General features: G+C 61.2%; 20 protein-coding genes and 2 pseudogenes. 14 read left to right on the top strand and 8 right to left on the bottom strand.

Annotation, left to right across the window (positions count from 1 at the left end):
* Positions 1-170 precede the first annotated feature (170 nt).
* Genes G9U53_RS25730 through G9U53_RS25720 form a run of 3 tightly spaced genes read left to right on the top strand, consistent with a single transcriptional unit; the run spans position 171 to position 4,462 of the window.
* Entirely contained in the window at positions 171-1,916 is a 1,746-nt protein-coding gene (locus tag G9U53_RS25730; RefSeq protein ID WP_165639469.1) for an amidohydrolase family protein, read from the top strand.
* Positions 1,903-3,339 (top strand): amidase family protein, encoded by a 1,437-nt coding sequence (locus G9U53_RS25725; RefSeq protein ID WP_165639468.1) that lies wholly within the window; start codon positions 1,903-1,905, stop codon positions 3,337-3,339. The genes G9U53_RS25730 and G9U53_RS25725 overlap by 14 nt, the downstream gene beginning before the upstream one ends.
* Positions 3,329-4,462: a nitrilase-related carbon-nitrogen hydrolase gene (locus tag G9U53_RS25720; protein WP_165639467.1), complete on the top strand. Its 1,134-nt coding sequence runs from the start codon at positions 3,329-3,331 to the stop codon at positions 4,460-4,462. The genes G9U53_RS25725 and G9U53_RS25720 overlap by 11 nt, the downstream gene beginning before the upstream one ends.
* A 1,241-nt stretch (positions 4,463-5,703) precedes the next feature.
* On the opposite strand, the gene G9U53_RS33660 is transcribed toward G9U53_RS25720, so the two are convergent.
* The gene (locus G9U53_RS33660) at positions 5,704-6,267 is read right to left on the bottom strand and encodes a CGNR zinc finger domain-containing protein (protein WP_165639466.1); all 564 of its coding nucleotides are present in this window, start codon (positions 6,265-6,267) and stop codon (positions 5,704-5,706) included.
* 101 nt (positions 6,268-6,368) lie between these two features.
* Here G9U53_RS33660 and G9U53_RS25710 point away from each other — a divergent pair, with 101 nt between their 5' ends.
* Complete coding sequence (locus G9U53_RS25710; RefSeq protein WP_165639465.1) at positions 6,369-7,907, top strand: FAD-dependent monooxygenase; 1,539 nt, start codon at positions 6,369-6,371, stop codon at positions 7,905-7,907.
* A gap of 451 nt (positions 7,908-8,358) precedes the next feature.
* On the opposite strand, the gene G9U53_RS25705 is transcribed toward G9U53_RS25710, so the two are convergent.
* Positions 8,359-8,967 (bottom strand): TetR/AcrR family transcriptional regulator, encoded by a 609-nt coding sequence (locus G9U53_RS25705; RefSeq protein WP_158170230.1) that lies wholly within the window; start codon positions 8,965-8,967, stop codon positions 8,359-8,361.
* A 209-nt stretch (positions 8,968-9,176) separates the two neighbouring features.
* Between G9U53_RS25705 and G9U53_RS25700 the strand changes: the two genes are divergently transcribed.
* Genes G9U53_RS25700 through G9U53_RS25685 form a run of 4 tightly spaced genes read left to right on the top strand, consistent with a single transcriptional unit; the run spans position 9,177 to position 13,733 of the window.
* Positions 9,177-9,968: a cyclase family protein gene (locus G9U53_RS25700; protein WP_051649531.1), complete on the top strand. Its 792-nt coding sequence runs from the start codon at positions 9,177-9,179 to the stop codon at positions 9,966-9,968.
* A 53-nt stretch (positions 9,969-10,021) separates the two neighbouring features.
* Complete coding sequence (locus G9U53_RS25695; RefSeq protein WP_030535808.1) at positions 10,022-10,954, top strand: fumarylacetoacetate hydrolase family protein; 933 nt, start codon at positions 10,022-10,024, stop codon at positions 10,952-10,954.
* Positions 10,951-12,189 carry a thiolase family protein gene (locus G9U53_RS25690; RefSeq protein WP_030535807.1) on the top strand — a complete coding sequence of 413 codons (1,239 nt, stop codon included), beginning with the start codon at positions 10,951-10,953 and terminating at the stop codon, positions 12,187-12,189. The genes G9U53_RS25695 and G9U53_RS25690 overlap by 4 nt, the downstream gene beginning before the upstream one ends.
* The gene (locus G9U53_RS25685; RefSeq protein ID WP_165639464.1) at positions 12,186-13,733 is read left to right on the top strand and encodes an AMP-binding protein; all 1,548 of its coding nucleotides are present in this window, start codon (positions 12,186-12,188) and stop codon (positions 13,731-13,733) included. Before G9U53_RS25690 ends, G9U53_RS25685 begins: the two co-directional genes overlap by 4 nt.
* Here the strand turns inward: G9U53_RS25685 and G9U53_RS25680 are convergent.
* Entirely contained in the window at positions 13,722-13,991 is a 270-nt protein-coding gene (locus G9U53_RS25680) for a hypothetical protein (RefSeq protein ID WP_165639463.1), read from the bottom strand. The two genes, G9U53_RS25685 and G9U53_RS25680, sit on opposite strands and share 12 nt — an antisense overlap.
* Before the next feature lie 175 nt (positions 13,992-14,166).
* Between G9U53_RS25680 and G9U53_RS25675 the strand changes: the two are divergent.
* A pseudogene (locus G9U53_RS25675) lies at positions 14,167-14,871 on the top strand (alkyl sulfatase dimerization domain-containing protein); the annotation flags it as partial.
* Positions 14,872-15,574: 703 nt separating this feature from the next.
* On the top strand, positions 15,575-15,703 hold the full coding sequence (locus G9U53_RS34070) for a hypothetical protein (protein ID WP_278251755.1): 129 nt from the start codon (positions 15,575-15,577) through the stop codon (positions 15,701-15,703).
* Positions 15,704-16,046: 343 nt separating this feature from the next.
* Here the strand turns inward: G9U53_RS34070 and ligD are convergent.
* Positions 16,047-17,021: pseudogene (gene ligD, locus G9U53_RS25670) on the bottom strand (non-homologous end-joining DNA ligase).
* Between the two features lie 64 nt (positions 17,022-17,085).
* Between ligD and G9U53_RS25665 the strand changes: the two are divergent.
* Positions 17,086-17,250, top strand: a complete 165-nt coding sequence (locus tag G9U53_RS25665; protein ID WP_165639462.1) for a hypothetical protein — start codon at positions 17,086-17,088, stop codon at positions 17,248-17,250.
* 628 nt (positions 17,251-17,878) lie between these two features.
* Positions 17,879-18,346, top strand: coding sequence for a hypothetical protein (locus G9U53_RS25660; RefSeq protein ID WP_128638043.1), 468 nt, complete (start codon positions 17,879-17,881; stop codon positions 18,344-18,346).
* Positions 18,347-18,489: 143 nt separating this feature from the next.
* Here G9U53_RS25660 and G9U53_RS25655 read toward each other — a convergent pair whose 3' ends face one another.
* The gene (locus G9U53_RS25655) at positions 18,490-18,675 is read right to left on the bottom strand and encodes a hypothetical protein (protein ID WP_207624589.1); all 186 of its coding nucleotides are present in this window, start codon (positions 18,673-18,675) and stop codon (positions 18,490-18,492) included.
* Positions 18,676-18,760: 85 nt separating this feature from the next.
* A complete protein-coding gene (locus tag G9U53_RS25650) occupies positions 18,761-19,642 on the bottom strand; it encodes a sigma-70 family RNA polymerase sigma factor (RefSeq protein WP_165639461.1) in 882 nt (293 codons plus the stop codon).
* 75 nt (positions 19,643-19,717) lie between these two features.
* On the opposite strand from G9U53_RS25650, the gene G9U53_RS25645 reads away from it, so the two are divergent.
* Entirely contained in the window at positions 19,718-20,038 is a 321-nt protein-coding gene (locus tag G9U53_RS25645) for a hypothetical protein (protein ID WP_165639460.1), read from the top strand.
* Positions 20,035-20,385 carry a DoxX family protein gene (locus G9U53_RS25640; protein WP_165639459.1) on the top strand — a complete coding sequence of 117 codons (351 nt, stop codon included), beginning with the start codon at positions 20,035-20,037 and terminating at the stop codon, positions 20,383-20,385. Before G9U53_RS25645 ends, G9U53_RS25640 begins: the two co-directional genes overlap by 4 nt.
* Before the next feature lie 82 nt (positions 20,386-20,467).
* Here the strand turns inward: G9U53_RS25640 and G9U53_RS25635 are convergent, their stop codons facing one another.
* A complete protein-coding gene (locus G9U53_RS25635; RefSeq protein WP_347570831.1) occupies positions 20,468-21,709 on the bottom strand; it encodes an IS110 family transposase in 1,242 nt (413 codons plus the stop codon).
* Positions 21,710-22,347: 638 nt separating this feature from the next.
* Complete coding sequence (locus G9U53_RS25630) at positions 22,348-23,364, bottom strand: YafY family protein (RefSeq protein ID WP_207624588.1); 1,017 nt, start codon at positions 23,362-23,364, stop codon at positions 22,348-22,350.
* Positions 23,365-23,379 lie beyond the last annotated feature (15 nt).

Genomic DNA, 23,379 nt, shown 5'->3' with positions numbered 1-23,379 from the left:
CTCCTCCACAACGAACCAGTACGACGCTACCTGCGGCCATAATCACTGGTCAAGACCGATCGGACTTCATCCTTTCGGATGATTCTCCCCCAGCCCGGCCGCTCATAGAGTGCTACTACCTGGCGAGCCACACGCGGTGGACTCGTCGAGATGCACGGAGGTAGGTCCACGTGAGCAGAACACTCATCCGATCGTCGAAGGTCCTGACCTTCGACGATGCGAACCCGGTCGTGGAAGCGGTACTCGTGGACAACGGCGTGATCCTCGAGACGGGCAGGTTCTCCGACCTGGTCGAGTCCGCTGGCCCGAAAACCCGGGTCATGGAAGCTGGCGACGCGGTCGTCATGCCAGGACTCATAGACACCCACCCGCACGTCATGCACTTCGGTGCACTTCGCGGCGGCCTCGTCGACTTGAGTGATGCACTCGATCACGCCGATATCGTCGAGCGCATCAGTGCTCGGGCGGCCGTCACCGCACCCGGCGAGTGGATCATCTGCACGCCGGTCGGTGAAGCCCACTACTTCATTCGCCGATCGTGGCGCGACCTTGCCGAGCGACGATTGCCCGACCGTCATGTCCTCGACCGGGCGACCTCCGACCACCCTGTGCTCATTCAAGCGTGGGCGCCGCGTACTCCGAACATCGTGGCGTTCAACAGCGCCGGCTTGCGTGCTGTCGGTCTGTCGGACTTCATCCCTGATCAAGTGTGTGATGTGGAGATCGACAAGGACGAAGCCGGGCGTTTGACAGGAATACTTCGCGGACCGGTGAACAACTACTACACCTACGACCCGTTCTGGGGACAGATCCTTCTCAAGCTCCCACCACTCGATCCCGATCACGCAGTACCCGGTGTACTCGACGAAATGGCTCGCTTCTCCGCCCACGGTGTCACCACTTTGTACGAGGGACACGCCATGGAACCGATCCACATACAGATGTATCAACATCTCCGTACATCCGACATGCTCACCATGCGAGTCCAGGCCACTCACGACGTGGAGTCGGTCATCTTCTATCCCTTCGAACCGTTGTCGCTGCACGAATTCGACGATCGATTGAAATCACTTGCGCCGCAATCGGCCGATAGCGCCGACGACATGTTGCGAATCGTCGGTATGACCATCAGCCCTGGGGGACCCTGTTTTGCAGGGCATTTCGCCATGCACGAAACCTATACCGATCCTTTCGGCAGGCCTACCAAGGGAAATCGCTTCGTCTCACTAGAGAAAGAAGAATCGTACGTTCGATTCTGCGCGGAGAATGACGTTCGGGCCAACATTTGTATCGGTTCCTACCGTGAGCACGACGACTTTCTCGAGATCGCCGAGCGTGTCGTCATCGAACACGATTTTCGAGACAAGGCGTGGATTCTGCAGCACGCGATCACCATAAGCCCGGATCACGTTCGCCGGTACAAGGCACTCGGTTTCCAGATCACCACTTCTGTCGGATTCGCATGGGGCAAGGGCGCAATGTACGACGAACGGATCGGCCGGCACGTATGGCGTGACATGGTCCCCTTGAGGCGCCTACTCGACGCAGGCCTCGACGTCTCCGGCGGGTCTGACTGGGGACCGAAGAGTCCATGGGAACAGATTGCACTTGCACAGACGCACGAGATTGCCGGCACAGACCTGAGAAACGACGGTCCGGACCAGGTCATCAATCGCCAGGAATCTCTCGCTATGTGGACCACAAGCGCAGCGAAGATCCTCGGATGGGACGGAATCGGATCCATCCGACCCGGAAATCACGCGGACATCATCTTCGTCGACCGCGACCCTTCGACCTGCGATCTCGACGAATTGAAGGACATTCGAGTGCATCGAACCATGTTGGGCGGAAACATAGTTCACGACGACGCCGTCCTCCCTGCCGCCACCGAGGGGATCTTCGATGAAGCCGAATGAGTACATCGAGCATGACGCCACGGGCCTCGCCGAACTGATTCGCGACAAGCAGATGTCCGTTGACGAAGTTCACCAGGCAGCACGCACCGCGATCGAGACCGTCAATCCGACGCTGAACGCCGTCGTCGAGGGCCCGTGGGATCGAGCCCTCGATTGCAACGAACAGGGACTATTTGCGGGGGTTCCCTTTGCACTCAAGGATTTTGCCGTACACGCGGCCGGAGTACCGACCAGGTTCGGAAGTCGGCTGGCGGGCGAAGGTGCAATCTTTCCTCACGACACCGAACTGATGACACGATTCCGGGCAGCAGGATTGGCTGCTGTGGCGGTGACCACCACACCGGAATTCGCGTTCAACGGAAACACCGAACCTGTTGCTCAAGGCTCGACACGCAATCCGTGGGACACCGAACGCAGTGCCGGTGGATCGAGTGGCGGATCAGCGGCATTGGTCGCAGCACGAGCCCTTCCCATCGCCCACGCTACTGACGGTGGAGGGTCGATCCGAATTCCGGCGTCCGCCAACGGGTTGGTGGGTCTGAAACCGAGCCGAGGCCGTGTACCAGTCGGCCCTGACTCGAGCGAACCACTCTCAGGACTGGGGGCCGAGTTGGGGCTCACCCGATCGGTGCGTGACTGCGCAGCGTTACTCGATGCCGTGAGCGGGCCGGCCCCCGGCGACAAGTACGTGATCCGTGATCCCTCGCGACCATACACTGACGAGATCAACCGCTCCCCGGGGCGCTTACGCATTGCGATCCACACTCAGTCGTGGTCCGGAGACCCGGTGAACATCGAGGTCGCGAATGCCGTGTCCTCTGTCGGCACGGTCCTCGAGGGGCTCGGGCATCACGTCATTCCCGACACGCCGGTCTTCGACTGGGATCATTTCGTCGAAGCCAACCTGCCTGTCTGGAGTGTCTCTCTTGCCGAAGGCGTCGATGCACTTGCCGGAGCTTTCGGCGTGACCCCCGGACCCGAGAACCTCGAGGCGACAACCTTGGCCTGCGTGGAGTACGGACGCCGAGTCACGGCCATTCAACTCGCCGGAGCGCTCGCCGTCTTCAACCAGGTATCCCGTACGGTCGGAACCTTCTTCACGAATTACGATCTGTTGCTCACCCCGACGCTCGGTGAGCCACCCCAACTGTTGGGCGAACTCGATTCCAATGACGCATCACTCTCCCCTAGCGAATGGACTCGCAAGTTGTTCGGCATCTGTTCGTTCACTCCACTTTTCAATGTGACGGGCGGACCCGCAATCAGCCTGCCGCTCGGTTCCACGCGCTCGGGGTTGCCTATCGGCGTTCAACTGGCCGCACCGATGTGTGAGGAGGGCACCCTGATAGCGGTTGCATCCCAATTGGAGAAGGTCGTGCCGTGGGCGCACCGCATACCGAAAGTGAACGCCGGTGAATGCTGACACGGCCGCAACTCCCATCGCCCCCTATACGGCGATTGGTCTCTCGACAGTGGTGCGCAACATCGAACACCGATCGCAGATCAAGGCGAACCTCGACACAATCGAGGAAGCGATTCACGCTGCGGTGTCGACAGTTTCGATCAACATGCCTGTCAAACTGATTGCATTGGCAGAAGGCGCCTTGACCGGATTCGGGGACGAAGCCTTCGACATACCTCACGTGAAGGCCGCGCGCGAGATGTTCATCGACATCCCCGGCCCCGAGACAGACCGACTCGGCGGACTTGCCAAGCAATACGGGGTTTACATCATCGCTCAATGCAAGGCGCGGTGGCCCGAAGTCATGGCCGATCGCTTCTTCAACTCCATGGTGGTGATCTCCCCGGCAGGCGAGGTGATACATCGCGCCACGAAGAATCACGTCTGGTGCCGAGAGCGTTCCTGCACGCCTCACGATGTCTACGACCGCTGGACCGAACTGTTCGGCGACGGCATCGACGCATTCTATCCCGTCCTGCATACTTCGGACATCGGTTCGATCGGTACGATCTGCTGCAGCGACGGAGAGTATCCGGAAGCATTACGCGCCTTGGCTTTTCAAGGTGCCGAGGTCGTTTACCGTCCGAGCGAGGCGGTTCCGATGACGCAATCAGGACCTGACTCCGGGGGAACGTGGCTACTCCAGAACCGTGCGCACGCGCATTTCAACAGCCTGTACATGATCTGCCCGAACACCGGACCGGTCTATCCGACTCAGTCGGCGACACAGTCATTCGACATCGCCGGAGGAAATTCACACGTCGTGGACTACAACGGAGCGGTACTCGGCCACACCGTCTCCGGACACAATTCATTCGTGTCGGGCGTGATCGACATCGAAGCATTGCGCCAGTTCCGCGTCATGAACTTGAACTCCAATTGGCTCAAAGACCTCCGTACCGAACTCTTCCGTCGTATGTACGACGAACCGATTCATCCTGCAAACCTGTGGCTCGAGAGTAATCCCGTTCTCCATGCCGACGCCGACAAGATATACCGGGCCAACATCGCCCGATTGCTCGCCCGCGGGGCGTACCGGGAACCTGCATACGACTTCCGCCGCACCGACAACCGGACACTTTGACCTGCGCTTCGTCGGTGTTTGCTAGCTCTTTCGTGGCATACCCGCGAGCGGCTTGTCGGACGTGCAAGGCGACGGGCGATGTGCCCTCCCCCTCACCCGCCTTCGCGGGTGTATAGAGACTCCTCGGCACATGCAGGGCTGGCGTCTCCTAGCCGATGACATCGACGAGCCATCTGCCGTCGAGCCATGGTGGTGATGGTCTGTGAAAGCTTTGCAGACGGGCACACAGCGACGACCCTGTTCAGTCGATGATTGATCCGCATCGAGACCGCCGACAATCGATCCGAATACACGCGGAGAATGCATTCTGTGACATGACTTTCTGTTCAATCCGCAGGGCTCACCAATCGATATGTACGTTCACTTCACTTAGTGCACAAAACTTTTCGCTCAACCGCATCGTGACAGCCTCGTCGCGGAATGACCGCTCCGGTGTTGGGCTGTCCAGTTAATCCCTCAACGCCATCGTGCGGCTGGCGGTTTCGTCAACAGTAGACACCGCATCCTCGATCACCTGCGCGACCCTCTCCGTGATCTTCATCGGCGTCGGCATCATCGACGCGACCGAGCCCACGCCGTGGCCGTGCACAGCCAACTGTGCGATTGACGCTGGTAGATCCGTGCGCTCTCAATTCCCGCCCAGTTGGTACCTCGACAATCACTACCGGATCGATCTTTCCCGACCAAGGCCTTTCGTGACCACACAAGTCGAAACCCCAACAGGTGGCTGCTGGCCAGACATCGCAATCAGCCAGTCGAATCGATCGACACTACCCGATCTGAACTCCTGCTCCAGACAGCGAAGCAGGTTCGCACCAACTCCGTCGTTGTTCCACCCCTGAGCGCGCCGCACCGCCGTCGAATCGCGTGACATTCATTCGGACAGCTCGGAGGCGTCCGATGCCGTGCCCGTCACAGTGACTACGTCGTTCTTGAACTTTCCCGGAACGATTACGGCATAATTGCCTTTACTCTCATTCGGTGGCACATGTCGTCGACTCACATCGGAGAAGGCGAGCGTGCTTCACCTCAGCGTGCGCCCCTACGACACCAGCCTCACAGCGACTTGGTCACCTACTTCAGCCGGCGTTCACGGGGTTCAGTCATACAATAGGTATGCAACGAGACGTGTCGGCAGCGTGCGCCAGCGCTCTCGTTCGAGGTTGTGGGTCGCGTCTCGTTCATGCCCTCATTATCGACTTCCGGCTCCGATCCGTCAGCTCTTTGTGAGCGGACATCTGCTACGGGTCGTGTTCGTCGACAATTCGACGTCGATGGTGCGCGACGCGAACCCGAGTCGCGCACCGAGTCGAACAGAATCGTTGCGGTGTTCGACGCCCGGCATCGACGAAGAAGCGTTCGCAGTCGGCAGCAGCGCAAGATCCCCACGCAGCCGAACCTCGCTCGCCGAGCCAAAGGCCCAGTGCAAATGCTGCTGTTGCGCAAAGCCATTCGGATCTTTCGAAATGCTCGGGTGTGTCGAGGTGCATGGACCATGCACGCCCCGGAAGTTTCACCAGGCGGGGGCGGGCCGGGTGCAACTCGAGTAGGCCGTTGAGGCGCCCCGCTGCCTCGTCGACATCCTCGGACCTCAGCACGTCGACGACAGCTCGGGTCGCGTCGCGGATCTGTGGGAGGTCCTCGTCGGCGGCGTCGAGGATTCTCTGCGGTGCGCCGTGATCTACAAGAAGTGATCGGAAACGGTCGGCGTCGAAATCCGGTTCTGCGGTCGACAAATTGGCGAGATCGACGACGAAACCCAATCCACGCGGGTTCGTGCCGGCTTCGCGTGGAACCGTCGACATGGCGTCTCTCCTCCAGATTATTCGCTTGCCCTCACTCATTGTAACGTCAATGATCAATCTTTGACGTTACTGATATTTGGGGATGCGTGGATCGGAGAAGTATGACGAAGCTGGAGCACACCGAGGTTCTTGTCGTAGGTGGGGGCCCGGTCGGCCTGACGATGTCGATACTGTTGTCGCGCTACGGTATCGAACACGTACTGGTGGAGCGGAGGAAAGAGACGTCTTCGCACCCCAAAGCGCGTGGTGTGTCGGCGAGGTCGATGGAGATATTTCGGCGATCTGGCGTTGCCGAGGATGTGACCCGCGCAGGTCTGCCGGCGTCGCACGTGAGTTTCTATCGAGGGTCAAGTCTGGTTGATCCTGACTTTGTTCGCTCGAATCCAGGAGGCGACACAGAACTCGATGCAGTAACACCGACACCGGGATTGATCTGCGCGCAGAATGAGTTGGAGCCGGTTCTACTCACTCATGCGAAGGCTCGGCCCCAGGCGCGCGTCGCGTTCGGAGCGCGGCATACCGGCGTCGACGAACGCGCCGGCGTACTGATCTCCATGATCGAGGATGTGGACACCGGTGATGTGAGGCAGGTCAGTTCTCGGTTCGTCGTTGCGTGCGACGGAATCGGAAGCATGACAAGAGCGCGAGCGGGTATCGCCATGAATGGAACCACCGGTCTCGGAAGGTATCTCAGCATCCGATTCAATGCTCCGCTCGGTCGAGTGCTCGCGGACAGGCTCAGCGCGTCGTACTTTCTGACTCCGCCGGCAGTCGGTGGATTCATGGCAATCGACAACGACGTCGAGTGGATCTATCAGTATCCATACACGGAAGGCTCGGATGCCGAGCGTCTCTCGGACGAGGAGTGTGCAGCGCTGATTCGAACCGCCGCAGGTATCGATGACCTCGATGTGGAAGTGATCGACACCATGGGCTGGCGGATGGACGCTTTGCTGGCCGAATCCTACTGCCGGGACGGCATATTCCTGGTCGGGGATGCCGCGCATGCAATTCCGCCCACCGGTGGCCACGGCATGAACACGGGAATCGGCGACGCCGATAATCTGGCATGGAAGCTGGCCGCCGTCATCCGCGGGGATGCAGGGCCAGCTCTATTGGATTCGTACGAGGTGGAGCGTCGACCGATTGCCGAGCAGGTCATCGACATCTCCAGCCGCAATTCGCGGGCTGCGGGTGGCTATCGGATCGACGACCAGTTGCTGTTGGGAACTCGATACTGTTCCGCTGCGGTGCAATCGGACTCGACTGATGGGACTTCGGGGCTCGATCGAAGCGAACCGCCTTTTCGAGTTGATCCCGGAAAGAGACTGCCACACACGTGGCTGCGACCAGAGGAGTCGACCCTGGATCTGGTCGGGTGTGACGCGATGGTCGTAGTCGGGGGAGATTCCACGGAGTGGGCGGTTCTTGCGAATAGTGCTGAGAGAGAGGGGATCGCGATTCGGGTCGAGAAAATTGGGAGTGAGTCCTTCGCGGCGCTGTATCCGAAGGCTGAAGTCGGCGGGATACTGGTCCGTCCGGATGGGCACGTTGCAGCATGCTTCACCGGCATTCCTTCTCTGACCGAGCTCCTGCAATCCGCATCTCGGATGCTTTGTCGTGGCACCCAGAATCAATGATCCTGTGTGCCATCGTTGGCGGGTGAGTTCGAGGCGACCACAATTCTCTCCCACACGATCGATCTGCCCTACAGGTCCGCTTTCATCGACCACCGGCGTACGGGCAGCGGCGGGGCAGACGACCACGGTCCGCCGACGCACTTCCCAGACATCACCGCGCCCCGAGAGAACTCGTCGGCAGACCGACCGCACGCATGACCCACTCGGACTCCGAGCATGTCGGCTCACCCGCATGCTCACGCGGTCGACGCGGGCCGCTCCCCGCCTCCGATCGGGAGCGCCCGTCCGACGCCTGGTGCACTTCTGGACCGTGACCAGTAGTGAGGAGCTCTTATCGCCGGACAAATGTCGAGACCAACGAACGATACGAGTCCACACACTCCGAGGGGCAGTCTGAAACCGTGGCAGACTGGAAAGCTCTGCACCTGCATCTCCGAAGGTTCCGGTCTGGTTAGGGATTCTCGTGTCCTGACGTTGTGGTAGGTGCCATCGCGCGGGCATAGATCGATTCGAGCTCGGTTACTGCTGAACGTCGATCGACGTTGTCGGGATCGAGGCGATGTTGGAGGTTGATCCCGAGAGTGCCGGCCAGAAGGGTGACGGCAACCAACTCCGGATTGGTGACCGGGGTGTCGATCGAACGCAGGTAGTCCGCGTACAGCGTTCGCATTGCGACGTACTGCTCTGCGTAGGTCTCGCGGATGGTGGACCCGGGAATCACGGCTTCGATCAAGATGGTCGAGAAAATTCGTGCCTCGGGGTATGACATCAGTACGAAGTTGGCTTCGATCAATGCTTCGATTCCAGTCGCCGAGGATGATGCCAACTCTGCGCGTAGCTTTTCCATGCCCCACCGGAATGCGTCCTCGACGACGGCTCGTAGAAGCCCGTCCTTCGATCCGAAGTGCCAGGCCACGGACCCTCTGCTGATACCGGATCTTTCTGCCACGGCTTGTACGGACATCGCGGTCGACCCGCCTTCGGCAGCCAGTTCGGCCGCGGCTTTCACCAGTCGCCGTCTGGTTTCCTCGGAAATCTCCTGCTTGCGTGTCGACGCCATTCGGTGTTCCTGCCTTCTTTCGTTCTCGAGTGCAGCCAATTCCGGCACGCGGTGACGTCGACGCGCCCGTCGGGGCCGAGACCTGCGCACCGCACTCATGCTACGAGGCCGGCCATCGGCCGGCCGTATTCCTCTCGCGACACCCTCTTGCCTATGTTGATCGTCCAGTTCTATGCTGAGCGTCCAATAACTTAACGGAATGGGCGGACATGGAACTCATCGATCTGACTAGAACTCTCGATCCGGCCGATCGGGAATTGCTCCCCGAGGGTTTGAAGGCACTGGCTTCCGTCGTTGCCCCCTCGGTGACCTACTCGCACCCCGCAGGTGCCGGACGCGACGAGTTCGCGGCAGCACTGCAGTGCGGAGTTCATGATCTTCCGGACGGTGAGGGGTGGGGATCGGAGATGTTGAGTGAGTTCAACAGCCATCTGGGCACACACGTCGACGCGCCGTTGCACTACGGATCAACCTCGGAGGGTAAGCCTTCTCGCACGATCACAGACATCGCGTTGGATGAATTGTTCTGCGAGACAGTGGTGCTCGACCTGCGCGGCCGGTGCGAGGCGAATCAGCCGATCTCGGTGGACGCGCTGAAAGCTGCCCTGGCGGAAAACGGTGCGTCCGTTCCCCAGGGTGGTGCCGTGTTGCTCCGTACCGGACAAGAGAGCTTCACCTTGGCTGATCCAGGGTTCTTTCAGTATCCAGGGATGAGTCGCGAAGGCACGCTGTTTCTCGCCGAGCAAGGCGCGAAGGTGCTGGGCACCGACGCTGCCGGCTGGGACTTGAGCTTTGCAGTCATGGCGCAGAAATTTCGTGACACCGGGGACAACTCGGTTCTCTGGGACGGGCACCGGGCCGGACGCGAACGTGAAGTATTCATCGTTCAGCAACTGGCGAACCTCGCCGCGCTTCCGCCCTCGGGATTTCACGTGGCGTTTTTCCCGATCAAGCTTGCGCGAGCCAGCGCTGCCCCGGCTCGTGTGGTCGCGTTCGTCTGAGCAAAATTCCTGCCTCACCTAACGAACAATTCAGTGAAAGGTATTGACTCACAGTGAAACTTGCGACCGTCGAATACGAAAAGACTCAGCAGACGGCTCTGGTGACGGGCAGCGGCGAGCAACTGTTGTTACTCGAGCGAGCTCATCATGATGTGACGGGAAAACCGGCTCCAGAACTGGAAACCATGCAAACCATCATCGAAGGTGGTCCGGCGGCACGGGAGACCCTGGATCGGCTCGCAGACGAGCCGCCGGCAAGTGCAATCGTCGACGCAGGTGATGTGCGCTGGATGTCGCCGCTTCCTCAGCCGGTCCAGATCCGAGACTTCGGCTGCTTCATGGATCACTTCCGCAACGCTCGCGCCCGAATTCAAGGGGTCGCACTCGAGGACGTCGAACTGCCGAAGATCCAGTTGGAGCGCCCGCTGTATTACATAGCGAACCGATTGGCGGTGACCGGACACAAATCTGACGTCGTGTGGCCCGAGTACTCGAGCCTGCGCGATTACGAACTCGAATTCGCCTGTGTGCTGGGGCGCGGTGGAACCGACATCTCACGCGCGGATGCCCCTGCGCATATCTTCGGTTACACCATCTTCAACGATTTCAGCGCCCGCGATACTCAGCTCGAGGAGATCTCCACCGGACTCGGTCTCAGTAAGAGCAAGGACTTTTCGAACGCGAATGTCCTCGGGCCCTGGATCGTGACGGCCGACGAAGTCGGTGACCCCTACCAACTCGAGATGACCGCGAGAATCAACGGAGACGAGGTGAGCCGAGGAACCAGCGCCGACATGGACCATCGTTTCGAGGACGTGATTTCGTTCGCTTCGACTTCCACGCGGCTGTACCCGGGTGAAGTCTTCTGTTCCGGCACCGTGCCGAGTGGATGCGGCTTGGAGCACGGGCGGTTCCTGGAACCGGGAGACGTAGTCGAACTCGAGGTCACCGGCCTCGGTGTATTGAGGAATCGAGTGGTGGCGTGAGCGGCGAAGTCATGGTTCTCGGTGTCGGCGCGACTCTCTTCGGGCGGCACGCGGATACCGCGGCCTCGGAATTGGCGGGGCGTGCGGCGATCGATGCCGTCGAAGACGCGGGCCTGACCCGCGGTGACGTCGGTGCGGTCTTCTACGCGACAGTCAGCCAGAAGGCGATCGACCGGCAGCACATGATCCCAGGCCAGATTGCCTTGAGGCCATACGGTTTCGGGGGAGTCCCGGTCGTCAATGTCGAAAATGCCTGCGCCGGCGGCGCGACTGCACTCTGGCTGGCGATCGCCCACGTTCGCGCCGGTCTGTCCGAGGTCGCGTTGGCGGTCGGGGTGGACAAGCTGGTGTGCTCGGATCCGGCTCGAAGTCTGGAGGTGTTCGACGGTGCACTCGACGTTGCGCATCGCGACGAGACGCTCGCGGGCCTTGCTTCGCTGTCCGCTCCGCTGCCGGATGCACTCGGATCGCAGGGTGAGCGGTCGGTGTTCATGGAGATCTACGCTTCTCTTGCCCGGGCGCACATGGAGAGATTCGGAACCACCGAGTTCGAGCTCGCGTCCGTAGCAGCCAAAAATCATGCGCATTCCGTGCACAATCCGCGGTCGCACTTTCGCAAACTCTTCAGCGTCGAAGAGGTGCTTGCCGCAAGGCGAGTCGCGTGGCCTCTGACAGTTCCGATGTGCTCGCCCGTCAGTGACGGTGCAGCGGCGGTCATTGTGACCAGTGCGGACTTTGCTCGAAGGCACGATTCCTCTCGGCGGGCGGCGCAGGTACTCGGTTGCAGCTTGGTGTCAGGCACGGATCGGACCGCAGATGACGTGGAGAGTCACATCGGTCGCCGTGCAGCAATGAGCGCATACGAGGAAGCCGGAGTCGGGCCAGGCGATGTGGATGTGGCAGAGGTCCACGACGCCACGGCCTTCGGTGAAGTGCAGCAGGTCGAGAATCTGGGGTTCTGCCCGATCGGTGAGGGCGGCGCGTGGTCGGCGTCCGGTGCGAGTTCGTTGGGAGGCGTGCGTCCGGTCAATCCGTCAGGTGGGCTCGAGTCCCGTGGTCATCCGGTCTCGGCAACGGGACTGGCGCAGGTCTTCGAACTTGTCACGCAGTTGCGTGGACAAGCAGGGCGGCGACAAGTTCCGGGTGCTCGAATCGCGGTCGCAGAGAACGGCGGAGGTCTCTACGGCATCGAGGAAGCCGTCGCCGCGGTCACGATCTTGGGAGGGCCACGATGAACGCGGACATCATGAACGATGAACCGATGGCGCCAGGCTTGCAGGTGCAAGCGGGATATGCGGATCTGATTCTGTCGGCGCTGCGACGCCGACCAGACCACATCGCGTTTCGATTCACGGATCGGAACGGTGATCGGGCCGAGCTGACATATTGGCAGACTGCGGAACAGATCGAGCGGATTGCAGGTGTCCTCAGTAGCTTCGCTCTGCCGGACGGAGCCGGGGTCGCCCTGCTTGCGGGGCCGTGTCCTGAAGCATTCACGGTCATGGCCGCGGCGTGTCTGGCGGGCGTGCGCTACACGGCACTCCATCCGCTCGCGACCGAAGAGAACGACAGGATGGTGCTGAAAGACAGTGGTACCGATCTCCTGTTGGTTGCCGACGGACAGTTCCAGGTACGCGCCGAAGCGGCACAGACTCGAGTGATGTCACTGTCAGCCCTCGAATCAGCGTGTGAATTGGGTACGGCGGGAATAGGTTCAGGCTTAGGCGGTCAGGGTCGAGCTTTGTATCTCTTCTACACCGGTGGAACCACCGGTGAGCCGAAAGGCGTCATGCTCAGGGACCGATCCTTGGTCGCCAATGCCTGGGCCTGCACCACGTGGGAGTGGCCGGCTGAAACCACCATGCTGCTCACTACGCCGATGTCTCATGCTGCCGGTCTGCTCGTCGCACCCGGTCTGCTGCGAGGTGCAAGCTTCGAGTTGCACAGGTCGTTCGACCCGGACAGAGTTGTCGACGCCATCGAAAATGGCGGAGTCACAGCTACATTCGTGGTTCCCACGATGCTCTATGCCTTACTCGACCATCCACGCCTGTCGGATGCGAATCTGTCTGGGCTGAACTGGATGCTTTACGGTGCTGCACCCATCGACCCCACCAGGCTCGAGCAGGCAGGGGCGGTGTTCGGGCCGATCCTGAGCCAGCATTACGGTCAGGCCGAAGCCCCGAATGCGTTGACGGTACTCGATACACGTGAGCACACGGACGATCCCGCAGTTTTGGGGAGTTGTGGGCGCGCGATGCCAGGTGTCGAAGTGGTGTTGCTTGACGAGCAGGGAAACGAGACGGCGACGGGCGTACCCGGCGAGCTTTGTGTGCGAGGTCCGCTCGTGATGGACGGCTATTGGAACAAACCTGAACAAACCGCTGCAGCGCTCGCGAATGGGTGGTTGCACACCGGCGACGTTGCTCGAATCGACGAAAGTGGGCTCATCTCGATCGTCGACCGCATCAAAGACACGATCATCAGTGGTGGATTCAACGTCTACCCGCGCGAAGTCGAGGACTCACTCGGACATCATCCCGCGGTGGCAGCATGTGCGGTATTCGGTGTCCCCGATTCTCAATGGGGAGAAGCTGTTACCGCCGCAGTCGTACTGAAGACGGGATGGTCGGTCACACCCGATCAACTCATCGCGCACGTGAGATCACACAAGGGTCCGATCTGGGCGCCCAAGGAGATTTCGATTCTGGAAGCGCTGCCGCTCACTGCTTTGGGGAAGATCGACAAGAAGGCACTCCGAGGCGCTTCACAGACCTAGAGACGCGACAACTGCTCGAACGAGGGGTAGCCGGGTGCCGGCCTCCCAATCGCCACATGCCGGCTCCTGCGCCCCGCATGCAATATCAACATCGGGGCCGTACAGCTCTGCGGCGTCGGGGGCGCGGGTGATCCACTGTGCGTACGCCAGGTCATGGGCGGCTCGGCGCTGCGCCGCGACGGCAGCCCACTCGGCTCGTTTCCGCAGACGCGCTGCTGCCCGGTCTCCGGCTGCGCGGAATCTGGAGCGTGCGGGCATGGTGTGCTCGTCGGTCACAGCGTCTGCGGTTTCCCGTCGGCACGACCTGCGTTCTCGTCGAGAACGTGGTCGGCAGGGGTTCGGAACACGTCTTCCTCGCGAAGTGTGAGAACGGTGATGAGAGCTTCTCGCGGTGTGCAGTCGGGACGGGAGATGACGCACCGAGACGTGGAGCACCCACGGCTACTACGGTTCCGTCTCCCACAACGTCAAAGCGATCTACCAGCGCTACATGGGCTGGTTCGACGGCAACCCTGCACGACTGTGGCCTCATCCGCCGCAGGCCGCCGCCGAACGGCACGTCGCCGCCTTCGGGGGAATCGAACGGACTGTCGAACTCGCGCAAGAAGCATATGACAGTGGGGACTTGCGCTGGGCAGCGACACTGCTGGACTATGCAGTCTTCACCGACACCACGCACGCCGGGGCGCGGTCACTGTATGCAGACACGCTCGAACAACTCGGCTACGGCTCGGAGAACGGCACCTGGCGCAACTTCTTCCTCTCCGGAGCAACCGAGCTGCGCGACGGCAACTTCGGCACTCCTCTGGTCGCGAACTCTCCAACGATCATCTCCGAACTATCACCGGAGCAGATATTCGACTCCATCGCGATCACTGTCGACGGGCCACGGGCATGGGATCTCGACCTCGCCTTCGACGTCACTTTCAGCGATCTCGAGCGCAGCTTCCGCGTCATCCTCTCCAACGGTGTACTCATCTATGTCGAACGAGAGCCGGACAGTTCTGCACAGCTCCACCTGACTTTGACCAAGCCGCGTCTGCTCACGCTTCTGGCCGGTGACAACTCTTCTGACGGCCTGGCCGTCGATGGGGACATGGCGATCCTGGAGTCCCTCACCGGTGTACTCGACCCCTGAGACCCCGAGTTCAACATCGTCGTCCCTCAAGGCTGATTGTGCCCGTATCCCGTGCACTCGGACGCCGCGCGGTCCGTGCGCGCTCGCTTTTAGCTGTAACACTTCATCGTCGGCCTGTTCCTTGGTGGACCGAGGCAACAGCATGGGTGCGACGTTCCACTTCGTACAGCCACGCAATATCGTGTTCTGAATCTATCTGTGGCTGTGCGGGTTCGGCCGCGCCAAGGCGTGGTTCTCGGTCTGGGGTTGGGAGTGCAGCAAAGGCGGAGCGCAAACACCGGCCATGATCACCGACCCGAATTGGCCTCCTCGATCGTTCAGAGCACCTCGGCGATACCTCCCACTTTCCCTCATACGGTGCGGTCCGACATCGGATAGTCGTCGACTGCCGCGCGGTTGACCTCGACCGTGAATGGTGTTGCAGGATTACCTGGCCAGCGCAAAGGCCTTCACCTAGGTACACCAAGAGAACCGGCTACCCAGTTGCATCCAATGAATAATGCTCTGTCAGCTTCGATTGGCGTAGCGCCCGCACATGGCCTGACCTCCTCGTAGTCGGTTCCCGTCCCATTGAACAGCGTGGGTCCGACGGCCGCTTCCAACTGCGTGTGATGATCTCTGCGAGTACGTCGTCGACTGTCGCGGAAGGGGAAGTGCGATCACCAGCCCTCGGCCGGCGCCTACCGATGTCGCGTTGGCGATCGTGGCCGCAACGGTCCTCGGTGTCACTGTCGGGGTTCTACTCGCTGACGTGGTGGCTGGCGTCGCAATCGGGGCCGGTACCGCGGTGGTCGTCCGTTTCGTGTTGCGGACGATCATCCCCCGGAAATGACCGCCAGCGCTGGTCAGCGGCTCGGAATAACTCTGCGGCAGTGTTCGTTGTAGGGGCTGTCGGTGTTCGGTTCTTTGCCCCGGGTACCACCCCAGAAATGCCGCTTCGAGCGGCCACTTGCCGAGAGGCGCAAGGCGGGCACCGACTCTGTGAAGCCGCTGGCCACCTTTCGGTGCCGGCGGCTTCGTCATATCTACCAGGGCGTCAGTAACACTGTGTGCCTCCGAGCTCGCATGGAATCGCCCCGGAGAGCGCTATCCGCCATTCCCACGGCAATGGAAGCCACCAAATCCAGCCGCCTGCGATCATCTGAAAGCCTCCTCGAATGCATTGTCACTCTGGATCAGTGTCGTCCGGGGAGGTCGACGTCATCGGCGGTCTTGTCGATGCGCATACCTTTGAATGCTGGGTGTCTGAGTCCGCCGCCGGTGTACTCGCGGTACTCGACGTCGCACACTAAAAGCGGTTCTGACCAGCGGGCTTCGCGGGTGATTGCTCGTGGTGGCACGCTCGCGAACGGGCTGGTGGGTCGTTCGATGTCGATGAGTTGTTCGCGTAGTTCGCGGCGTTGTCTCGAAGAAAGGCCGGTGCCGACGTTTCCGATGTAGATGAGCGATCCGGAGTCGTCGTGGGCGCCGAGGATGAGTGATCCGATTCCGCCGGCGGCGTTGCCGGATCCGGGGACGAATCCGCAGATGATTCCTTCGGTGTTGGCGCGGAGCGGTGTTTTCAGCCATCTCGGGGATCGTTTTCCGGGTTGGTAGGTCGAGGTGATGCTTTTGGCGACGATGCCTTCGAGGTGGTGTTTGCGGGCGACCTCGAGCATGGTCGGTCCGTCGACGTTGAGCCAGTGGAGTGGGACTTTGATGCGCGGGTACTCGAGGCTGAGGTTGGCGAGCGCTTCGCGGCGTTCGCGGTAGGGCAGGTCGGTCGTCGATGTGCCGTCGATATCGAGGACGTCGAAGACGTACTAGCTGGTCAGGGCGTCGTTGCGGAGCTGCGCGGTGGGTTTGAGGACGTGCATCCGGCGTTGCAATCGGGAGAAGGACGGGACACCGTCGGGTCCGAGTGCGACGATCTCACCGTCGAGGACGGTTTCGTGGTGCTCGAGTACGGCGCTGAGTGCGTCGACGATGTCGGGAAACGAGGCACTGAAGTTGTTGCCGTTGCGCGACCACAGTGCCGGCGGTTTGGCGCCGGTGGTGCCGATGGCCCTGACTCCATCCCATTTCGACTCGAAGGCCCAGCGCTCCCCCGTTGGCGGATGCCCGAGTGTGGCGAGCATCGGCGGCACTGGCTTTCCGGTGGCGGCGCTCATGTCTCCACTGTGCGCGGGTTTGTACTGGTTTCGGCCGGTTTTCGGAGGTTGAGACAATAGTGAGATGAGCGAGAGTGCAGAACCCGATGAGGTTCAAGGGTGGAGCCCAGCCCCGTACGAGGGCCAGGCTGGCACGGTGCTGACGAAGGATGGTCAGTGGGCGTATCGGTACAAGGACGGCGCCGATTTGATCATCATGAAGATGCCCGAGCGCGACGCTCCGAAGTAGATCCCGACGTTGCACAGTCTCGGCCAATCGGGCTATCACTCACAGCCACGGAGCTACACACGAAAGAGCACCAGGTCGCCACAGTTGACCGATCTGCAAGGTTTATTGCAGGTCAGGACGTCGGCCTCCGCTTCGGTCTGGTCAGTGTGGCGACCTGGTGCTCGTCGCGATTGCAAGGATAGTTCGGGGGTCCGACACCCTCAGGGAAATTCGTCTCCTGCGGTTATGGGGCCTGGTGCGGCAGGCTGGTGTGGTCGTCGATGGTTGCCGGGAAGTGGGAGGTTTTGTGAGCAGAGAACATTTCAGTGCCTCGAATTTGATTGCACTCGGTTACGCAGCTGACAGGTTGACCTCGGTGTTCGGCGAGCCGGATTCTGTTGACGGGGAATCGCTTTGGGACAGAGAGACTGTCGTTGCGATCGAGCGCGATGTCTTGGCCCCCGCTGTCCGAGTCCTGTGGGATGCATTCGCTCCGGAGTGGAATACCCGCCTCAGAATGCAAGGCGTGTCGTTACCGTTGGGGTGGCCGCAGATGGAGCAGATGTTGGCGCGTGTGACGACGCGGAAGACCGCTGAACGTCAAGGGGCGCAAGCTTCCTGAGGAACTGTTGCTCTAGAGTTCAGGCTCGTGCAGAGATTGTTTCGTTTCACCTTCCAACTTCGGGCTCCGCTCACTATGCAGCAGGTCAATTTGGTACTGCCCGCAGTCCGTGCGCTGATGGAGCGAGAGGGGCTGGAGCCGAATTACGGACAGCTCGACCCCGAGGGCGAGGATCAGTGGATGATGTCCGGCTGGACTGCCGATCTCGACTACGACGTATTCCTAGATCGCTATCCGGGAGGGTCGATCGAGGTTTGGCAAAAGTCGGTAGAGCAAGCCAAAAAGCAGTACGGCTCGACTGCCGATCTTGACTACGACGTATACCTGAAGCGCTATAAGGGAAGGTCGATCGAGGATTGGCAAAAGTCGGTGGAGCAAGCCATAAAGCAGATAGTGGCAGAAGCGAATCCGGCGGCGTGGACGTTCTGTGAGTGGCGTAACTCGGACGACGAGGACTTTGAAGTCCTCGTCTATGAGGACGTTGACGACGAGTGATGCGCTCGGTCTTTGGGTTGCAGTCGTCGTCGGTCGGGACGGGACGGAGCTGATCACGATTGAAGATGCCGGAGCGTCCCGCCCCGGCGTAGGAGTACAGCTGTGCGGCCCGCACCGAATCCGGTGCGGGCCTTACCTGTTGGTTAGCCCAACTGTGTATTCATCTTGTTCGCGAGCCATTCCGCGTCCGACTGGACCATCGGTCCGCGGAGGCAGTAGCGGCCGCGGTTGTCTTGGACGTAGTGGGTGAAGCACTCGTTCTCGTATCCGCCGTGTTCTGCGGTGCGAGGTATCGCGACAAAGCTTGTGGGAGCGGCTGTTTCGGTCATGGTGCTGCCTTCCTGAGAGTCGGTAGAGTCGCTCCCCTGTCACCAGGTCGAGTGCTTCTATCTCTTTCCGCAACCTCGAACAGGTCTATTCGCCTCCAGCTGTTGGCAATGTGAGAGTCGCGGTATCGAGGTAGGAACTATCGGCGGTGATGTCGATCCGGCGAATCTGCCCGTCGAAGTTGAATGAAATGGTCATCAGGGCAAGTAGACGTCCGGACGGTGCGATCACGACGCCAGGTTCGCCGTTGATGAGCACCACTGCTGCCTTTTTCGCGCGCGTGGTGAACTGCCGAGTCTCGTCTGCAACCTCGGCGGCCCCGCGAATGAATGTCGAGGCTCCGGGCGCAACGAGAATTGGATCTACTGTTCGGATCACGTCCGGTGCAAGAAGTTCGAGCAAGGTAGGGATATCGCTTCCGCGTGAGGCAGCGAGGAAGGCTCTCACGATCTTGGTGTGTTCCGGGATCTGCGAAGACGCGGGGGTGGGTTCGGCGTGAATTTTGGTGCGGGCTCGGCTCGCCAGTTTCTTACTTGTCGCCGCAGTGCGATTCAAGATGCTCCCGATTTCGTCGAAGGGCATGGCGAATACGTCGTGCATCACGAATGCGACCCGCTCGGCCGGGGAGAGACGTTCGAGGACGACCAGGAGTGCGCGACTGACAGACTCTGCGAGAAGTACTTCCGCGTCCGGCCCGCTTGCTTCGCCTTCGGGAGGAAGATTGTCGCCCGCCAAGGTCTCGCGGCGCCGGTGACGCGCTTTGAGCGTATCGAGTGCTGTTCGTGTGGTGATCGTGGTAATCCAGCCGGCGAGGTTTGCGATCGTACGCGTATCTGATGAGGCAACCTTCAACCACGCGGCCTGGATTACGTCTTCGGCGTCGGGCATGGAGCCGACGACCTGGAAAGCCACGGACATCAGGTGCGGGCGGAGTTCGTCGAATCGTCGGGCGAGGGTCTCACTGTCCATGAGTCACCTTTCGGGAGCGGCAGTCGTCAAAGGGATGACCAAGTCCCCACGTCTATCGAAAGCGCATATCCCGATATGAGCACACTACAGATCATCCACTTCACTACCCACGACGAATCCATCGGTTCCGCCGAGACGGAAATTCGCCGCGTATTCCACGCCGTCACCGCAGTCGCGCCAGAAAACATGCAGTACCTTGCAGTTCGGTCGGGCAGCGAATTCTTCCTGATGCTCAACCTTGCCGATCCTGCAGCAAATCCACTACTCGGCATCGACTCGGCAGCACACTTCCGCCGAGCACTCCCGAACTGGACATCCGACAACGCCGCCCCGAAACCTTTTACTGTCGTCGGGAACTACAACATGCTCGCCCCAATCCAGGAAACCTCGAAATGACCGCACTTGCCACGGGAATCGTCCTTCTGACTGCGCTCCTGAATGCAGGCTTCGGCATCGCCGACTACGCCCACGCGAAGTTCGTGCTCGCCAACTCCGCTGAGGTCCGCGTACCACCGTCATGGCTCCCGATGCTGGGTACAGCCAAGCTCGCAGGTGGCCTCGGGCTCATGATCGGACTGTTAGGCGGTCGACCGGTGGGGTTGCTCGCTGCGATCGGCCTCGCCCTCTTCTTCCTCGGAGCGGTAGCTCGCCACATCCAGACCCGTGTGTACTACAACATCGCGTTCCCAGGGACGTTCCTCCTGCTCTCGATTGTCTCCGTCCCGGCGCTGCTGTCGATCTAGCGGAAACGGTAGACACGTCGATAAACCCGGTCACGAGCACGCCGCTGCGCGGGCGTAACACGCACGCAGTCCGTTTGACCTGTCAAGCAGCGTCTCGGACTGCGTCGCATGGGTTTGCCGGATCAGAGGGGATCGCTTGCTGGGCGGTCGGGGTGTACTTCGATCCGTTGCTCAACATCGCATACAAAACATTGCTTCGCCGCCGGGCGAGGCAGATCAAGGCAGATCGGTGGTTCTTGCCTTCGGCACGCTTGCGGTCGTAGTACGTACGGGACAGTGGATCACGCAGTGCTGCAAACGCCGAAAGATACATGGCGCGTTTGAGTCTGGAGTTACCGCCGTGCCGGTGGTGTTCGCCTTTGATCGACGTTCCCGATCGATGCGTTCGTGGTGCTACGCCTGCGTAGACGGCGAGATGGCCGGCGTTGGGGAACCGGTCGATGCCCGAAATCTCGACAAGCATGGTGACCGCGGTGCGGCAACCGACGCCGGGCAGAGACATCAGGATCGGCCCGTCAGGGTGCTTGCCCAGTTCGGTTTCGAACTGTTCCGCGAGCTCGGCCCGTGCACGCCGCACCTCGAGCAGGTGTCGTGCCAGCGTACGAATGACGAAGTCAGCCTTGTCCGCACCAGGCACGATCACTGACTGCTGACCGAGCGCATCGACGATCTCGTCGGTGATCTTCTTCCACAACCGAGGTGCGAAAGCTCGGGCGCTCTCGTCCAAGGTTTGCCGTGTTACGGCTGTAAACCCTTCGGGGCCGCCGAACTTGGCGAGTAGTCCAGGGCCGACAGGTCGATGCATTTGCCGGCCGATTGTGCGTTCCAGGGCGGGATGAACGGAGAGAAGGACCGACCGTATGCGGTTGACCAGGCGGTTCTCTTCGCTGGCAAGGTCCGCGTCGAATCCCGCCAGCAGTCGCAGTCCTTCCACCGCATCGTTCTGTTCGTCGATCCGCAGAAGGGTGTCCGTCAATGTCCGTGCCGCGTCGGCGATCACGAACGCATCCCGCGCATCGGTCTTCGATCGGCCCGGGTACAGGTCCGCGATGCGGCGCATCCGTAATCCAGGCAGGTAGGCGATGTCGACTCCGCACTCGCGAGCCCCAGCGACCGGCAAGGCACCGATGTTGCGAGGTTGATCGACAATTACCAACACTCGGCCGTGCCGTGCGAGATCTTCTAGCAGGCAACGGATTCTGCTCTCGTCCTGCGGAAGATCAGTGCCGCAGAGCCGCTGGCCGTCAGGTGCCAGCGCAACGGCGTGATGGGATGTTTTGCCGACGTCGATTCCGCAGAAGACGTCGTAGATCGGTTCGCTCACGTAGACACTCCATTTCGGTTGTCAGCGTTGACGGTCACGGCACCGCTCCCGGTCACCCACGTTATGCAGACCCCTCGGTGTTCGTTTGGCCATGCCTCTATCAGCGGTGAACCGGTGCCATCCGATCCGGCGGCGTCACTCGACGAGACCTGCAATCGGCCAGTGGGCGTGTAAGCCATACCGGAACGGACGACCGGCCCCGGTGAAGGGACCATCAAGAAGATAACGGGTGGGCTGTCAACCCCGTAGAGCGAAGCGTGGGTTGACGGGTCGGGTCCCCGGCATGGTGTTCTGGGGCGACTTGTACGACGACTTTCTTGACCACTCGGGGCTGCGGAGCGGCAACGGCGCCGGAGATGTCGTTCGGTTCTTGGTGTGTGGCCGGCGGTGGGTGCGTGCGGTGGTGGGCACCTCCCACTCGGTGCGCTGGCATGGATCTCAATGCGGAAGCGCAAGGGGGCACGGCGAGCACTTAGGGGAAAGCCCTTGGTGTTGCTGGCCCGCAGATTGTTGACAGCTGATGAGAAGCTCTGGCTAATCAGTCACTAAGGCAACCGGGGGCTTTCAGGCTGACAGGCCAAGTTGCATCAGACGGGTGGAGTCGATGTCCGCAGTGGGGCTGAGCTGAGGCCTGAGGTTCAGGCGGGTGTCGATCCCAGACCGGACGACTCGACCGGCTTGCTTGCGTCGTCACCGCATGCAGCAAGCAAACGCCTGGCCAGAACCCGGACCTGCTCTCGAAGCTCGCCTGGTTCTTCGATGAACAGGTCGCGGCCGAGTCCGGCGAAATACGGGACTACCCAGTCGAGGCGCTCAGCGCCCAGGCGAACGCGGGTCCATGGCTCCATGTTGTCAGACGCGGCCGGCTCCAGCGTCGCCAGGCCCGCGGGGAACTGCGAGCGTAGGTCGTCGATGGTGCCAGCGACGCGGACCGAGACCTGATAGCGCCACGGGGTAGCCGCCAGGCTCGCCAGAACGATCGCGCTCGCGTCGAAGCCATCGGGGACGTTGAACGATCCGGGCAACGCCACGGGGCTGCTGATCCGATCGACACGGAAGGTCCGGACCTCACCGGTACCCGACTCGTGGCCTGTGACGTACCAGCGTCCGGAGCGGGCGACGATGCCGTAAGGCAGGATCGTGCGCTGGCTGGCTCGCCCGTCCTTGCGGGTATAGCCGATCTCGACGGGGTGGCGATCGCGGGCGGCCTCCGCGATGACCATCAGCACCTTCGGATCGGTGCCACCGACGACTTCTGTGCTCGGTCGTCCAGACGGGCCGAGGAGCGACAGGTCCGCGGAGGACAGTAGCGCGTCTAGCCGCGCCGCAGTTCCTCGCGGCAACACGCGTCGCAACTTGCCCACAGCGCTCTCCACGGTCTCGCTATCGATCGGCAACCCGCCGCTACGACGGCCCACGACCAGCCCCAAGAGCAGCGTGAGCGCCTCCTCGTCGGTCAACATCAGCGGCGGCATACGGTAGCCGGGCACCACCCGGTAACCACCGCGCCGCCCGCGAATCGACTCGACCGGCACCTCCATCTCGATCAGCTGCGCGACATAGCGGCGCACGGTCCGCTCGTCGACGCCCAGCCGGGTCGCGAGAGTCGCGACTGACTGGATCCCTCCGGCCTGGAGAAACTCCAGGAGTGTCATCACACGAGCTGTAGA

The organism is Rhodococcus sp. D-46, from assembly GCF_011290655.1.
GTDB lineage: Bacteria > Actinomycetota > Actinomycetes > Mycobacteriales > Mycobacteriaceae > Rhodococcus_F > Rhodococcus_F qingshengii.
Note: the sequence above shows the minus strand (reverse complement) of the source record. Positions and strands in the feature narration are given on the sequence as shown.

Bases quoted from the DNA above. Each gene is read 5' to 3' on its own strand.
- G9U53_RS25705 (WP_158170230.1), bottom strand. From the start codon at position 8,967: ATGGCGTCGACACGCAAGCAGGAGATTTCCGAGGAAACCAGACGGCGA.
- G9U53_RS33660 (WP_165639466.1), bottom strand. From the start codon at position 6,267: ATGTCGACGGTTCCACGCGAAGCCGGCACGAACCCGCGTGGATTGGGT.
- G9U53_RS25630 (WP_207624588.1), bottom strand. From the start codon at position 23,364: ATGACACTCCTGGAGTTTCTCCAGGCCGGAGGGATCCAGTCAGTCGCG.
- G9U53_RS25640 (WP_165639459.1), top strand. From the start codon at position 20,035: ATGACCGCACTTGCCACGGGAATCGTCCTTCTGACTGCGCTCCTGAAT.
- G9U53_RS25665 (WP_165639462.1), top strand. From the start codon at position 17,086: ATGAGCGAGAGTGCAGAACCCGATGAGGTTCAAGGGTGGAGCCCAGCC.
- G9U53_RS25650 (WP_165639461.1), bottom strand. From the start codon at position 19,642: ATGGACAGTGAGACCCTCGCCCGACGATTCGACGAACTCCGCCCGCAC.
- G9U53_RS25710 (WP_165639465.1), top strand. From the start codon at position 6,369: ATGACGAAGCTGGAGCACACCGAGGTTCTTGTCGTAGGTGGGGGCCCG.
- G9U53_RS25725 (WP_165639468.1), top strand. From the start codon at position 1,903: ATGAAGCCGAATGAGTACATCGAGCATGACGCCACGGGCCTCGCCGAA.
- G9U53_RS25700 (WP_051649531.1), top strand. From the start codon at position 9,177: ATGGAACTCATCGATCTGACTAGAACTCTCGATCCGGCCGATCGGGAA.
- G9U53_RS25645 (WP_165639460.1), top strand. From the start codon at position 19,718: ATGAGCACACTACAGATCATCCACTTCACTACCCACGACGAATCCATC.
- G9U53_RS25655 (WP_207624589.1), bottom strand. From the start codon at position 18,675: ATGACCGAAACAGCCGCTCCCACAAGCTTTGTCGCGATACCTCGCACC.
- G9U53_RS25685 (WP_165639464.1), top strand. From the start codon at position 12,186: ATGAACGCGGACATCATGAACGATGAACCGATGGCGCCAGGCTTGCAG.
- G9U53_RS25680 (WP_165639463.1), bottom strand. From the start codon at position 13,991: ATGCCCGCACGCTCCAGATTCCGCGCAGCCGGAGACCGGGCAGCAGCG.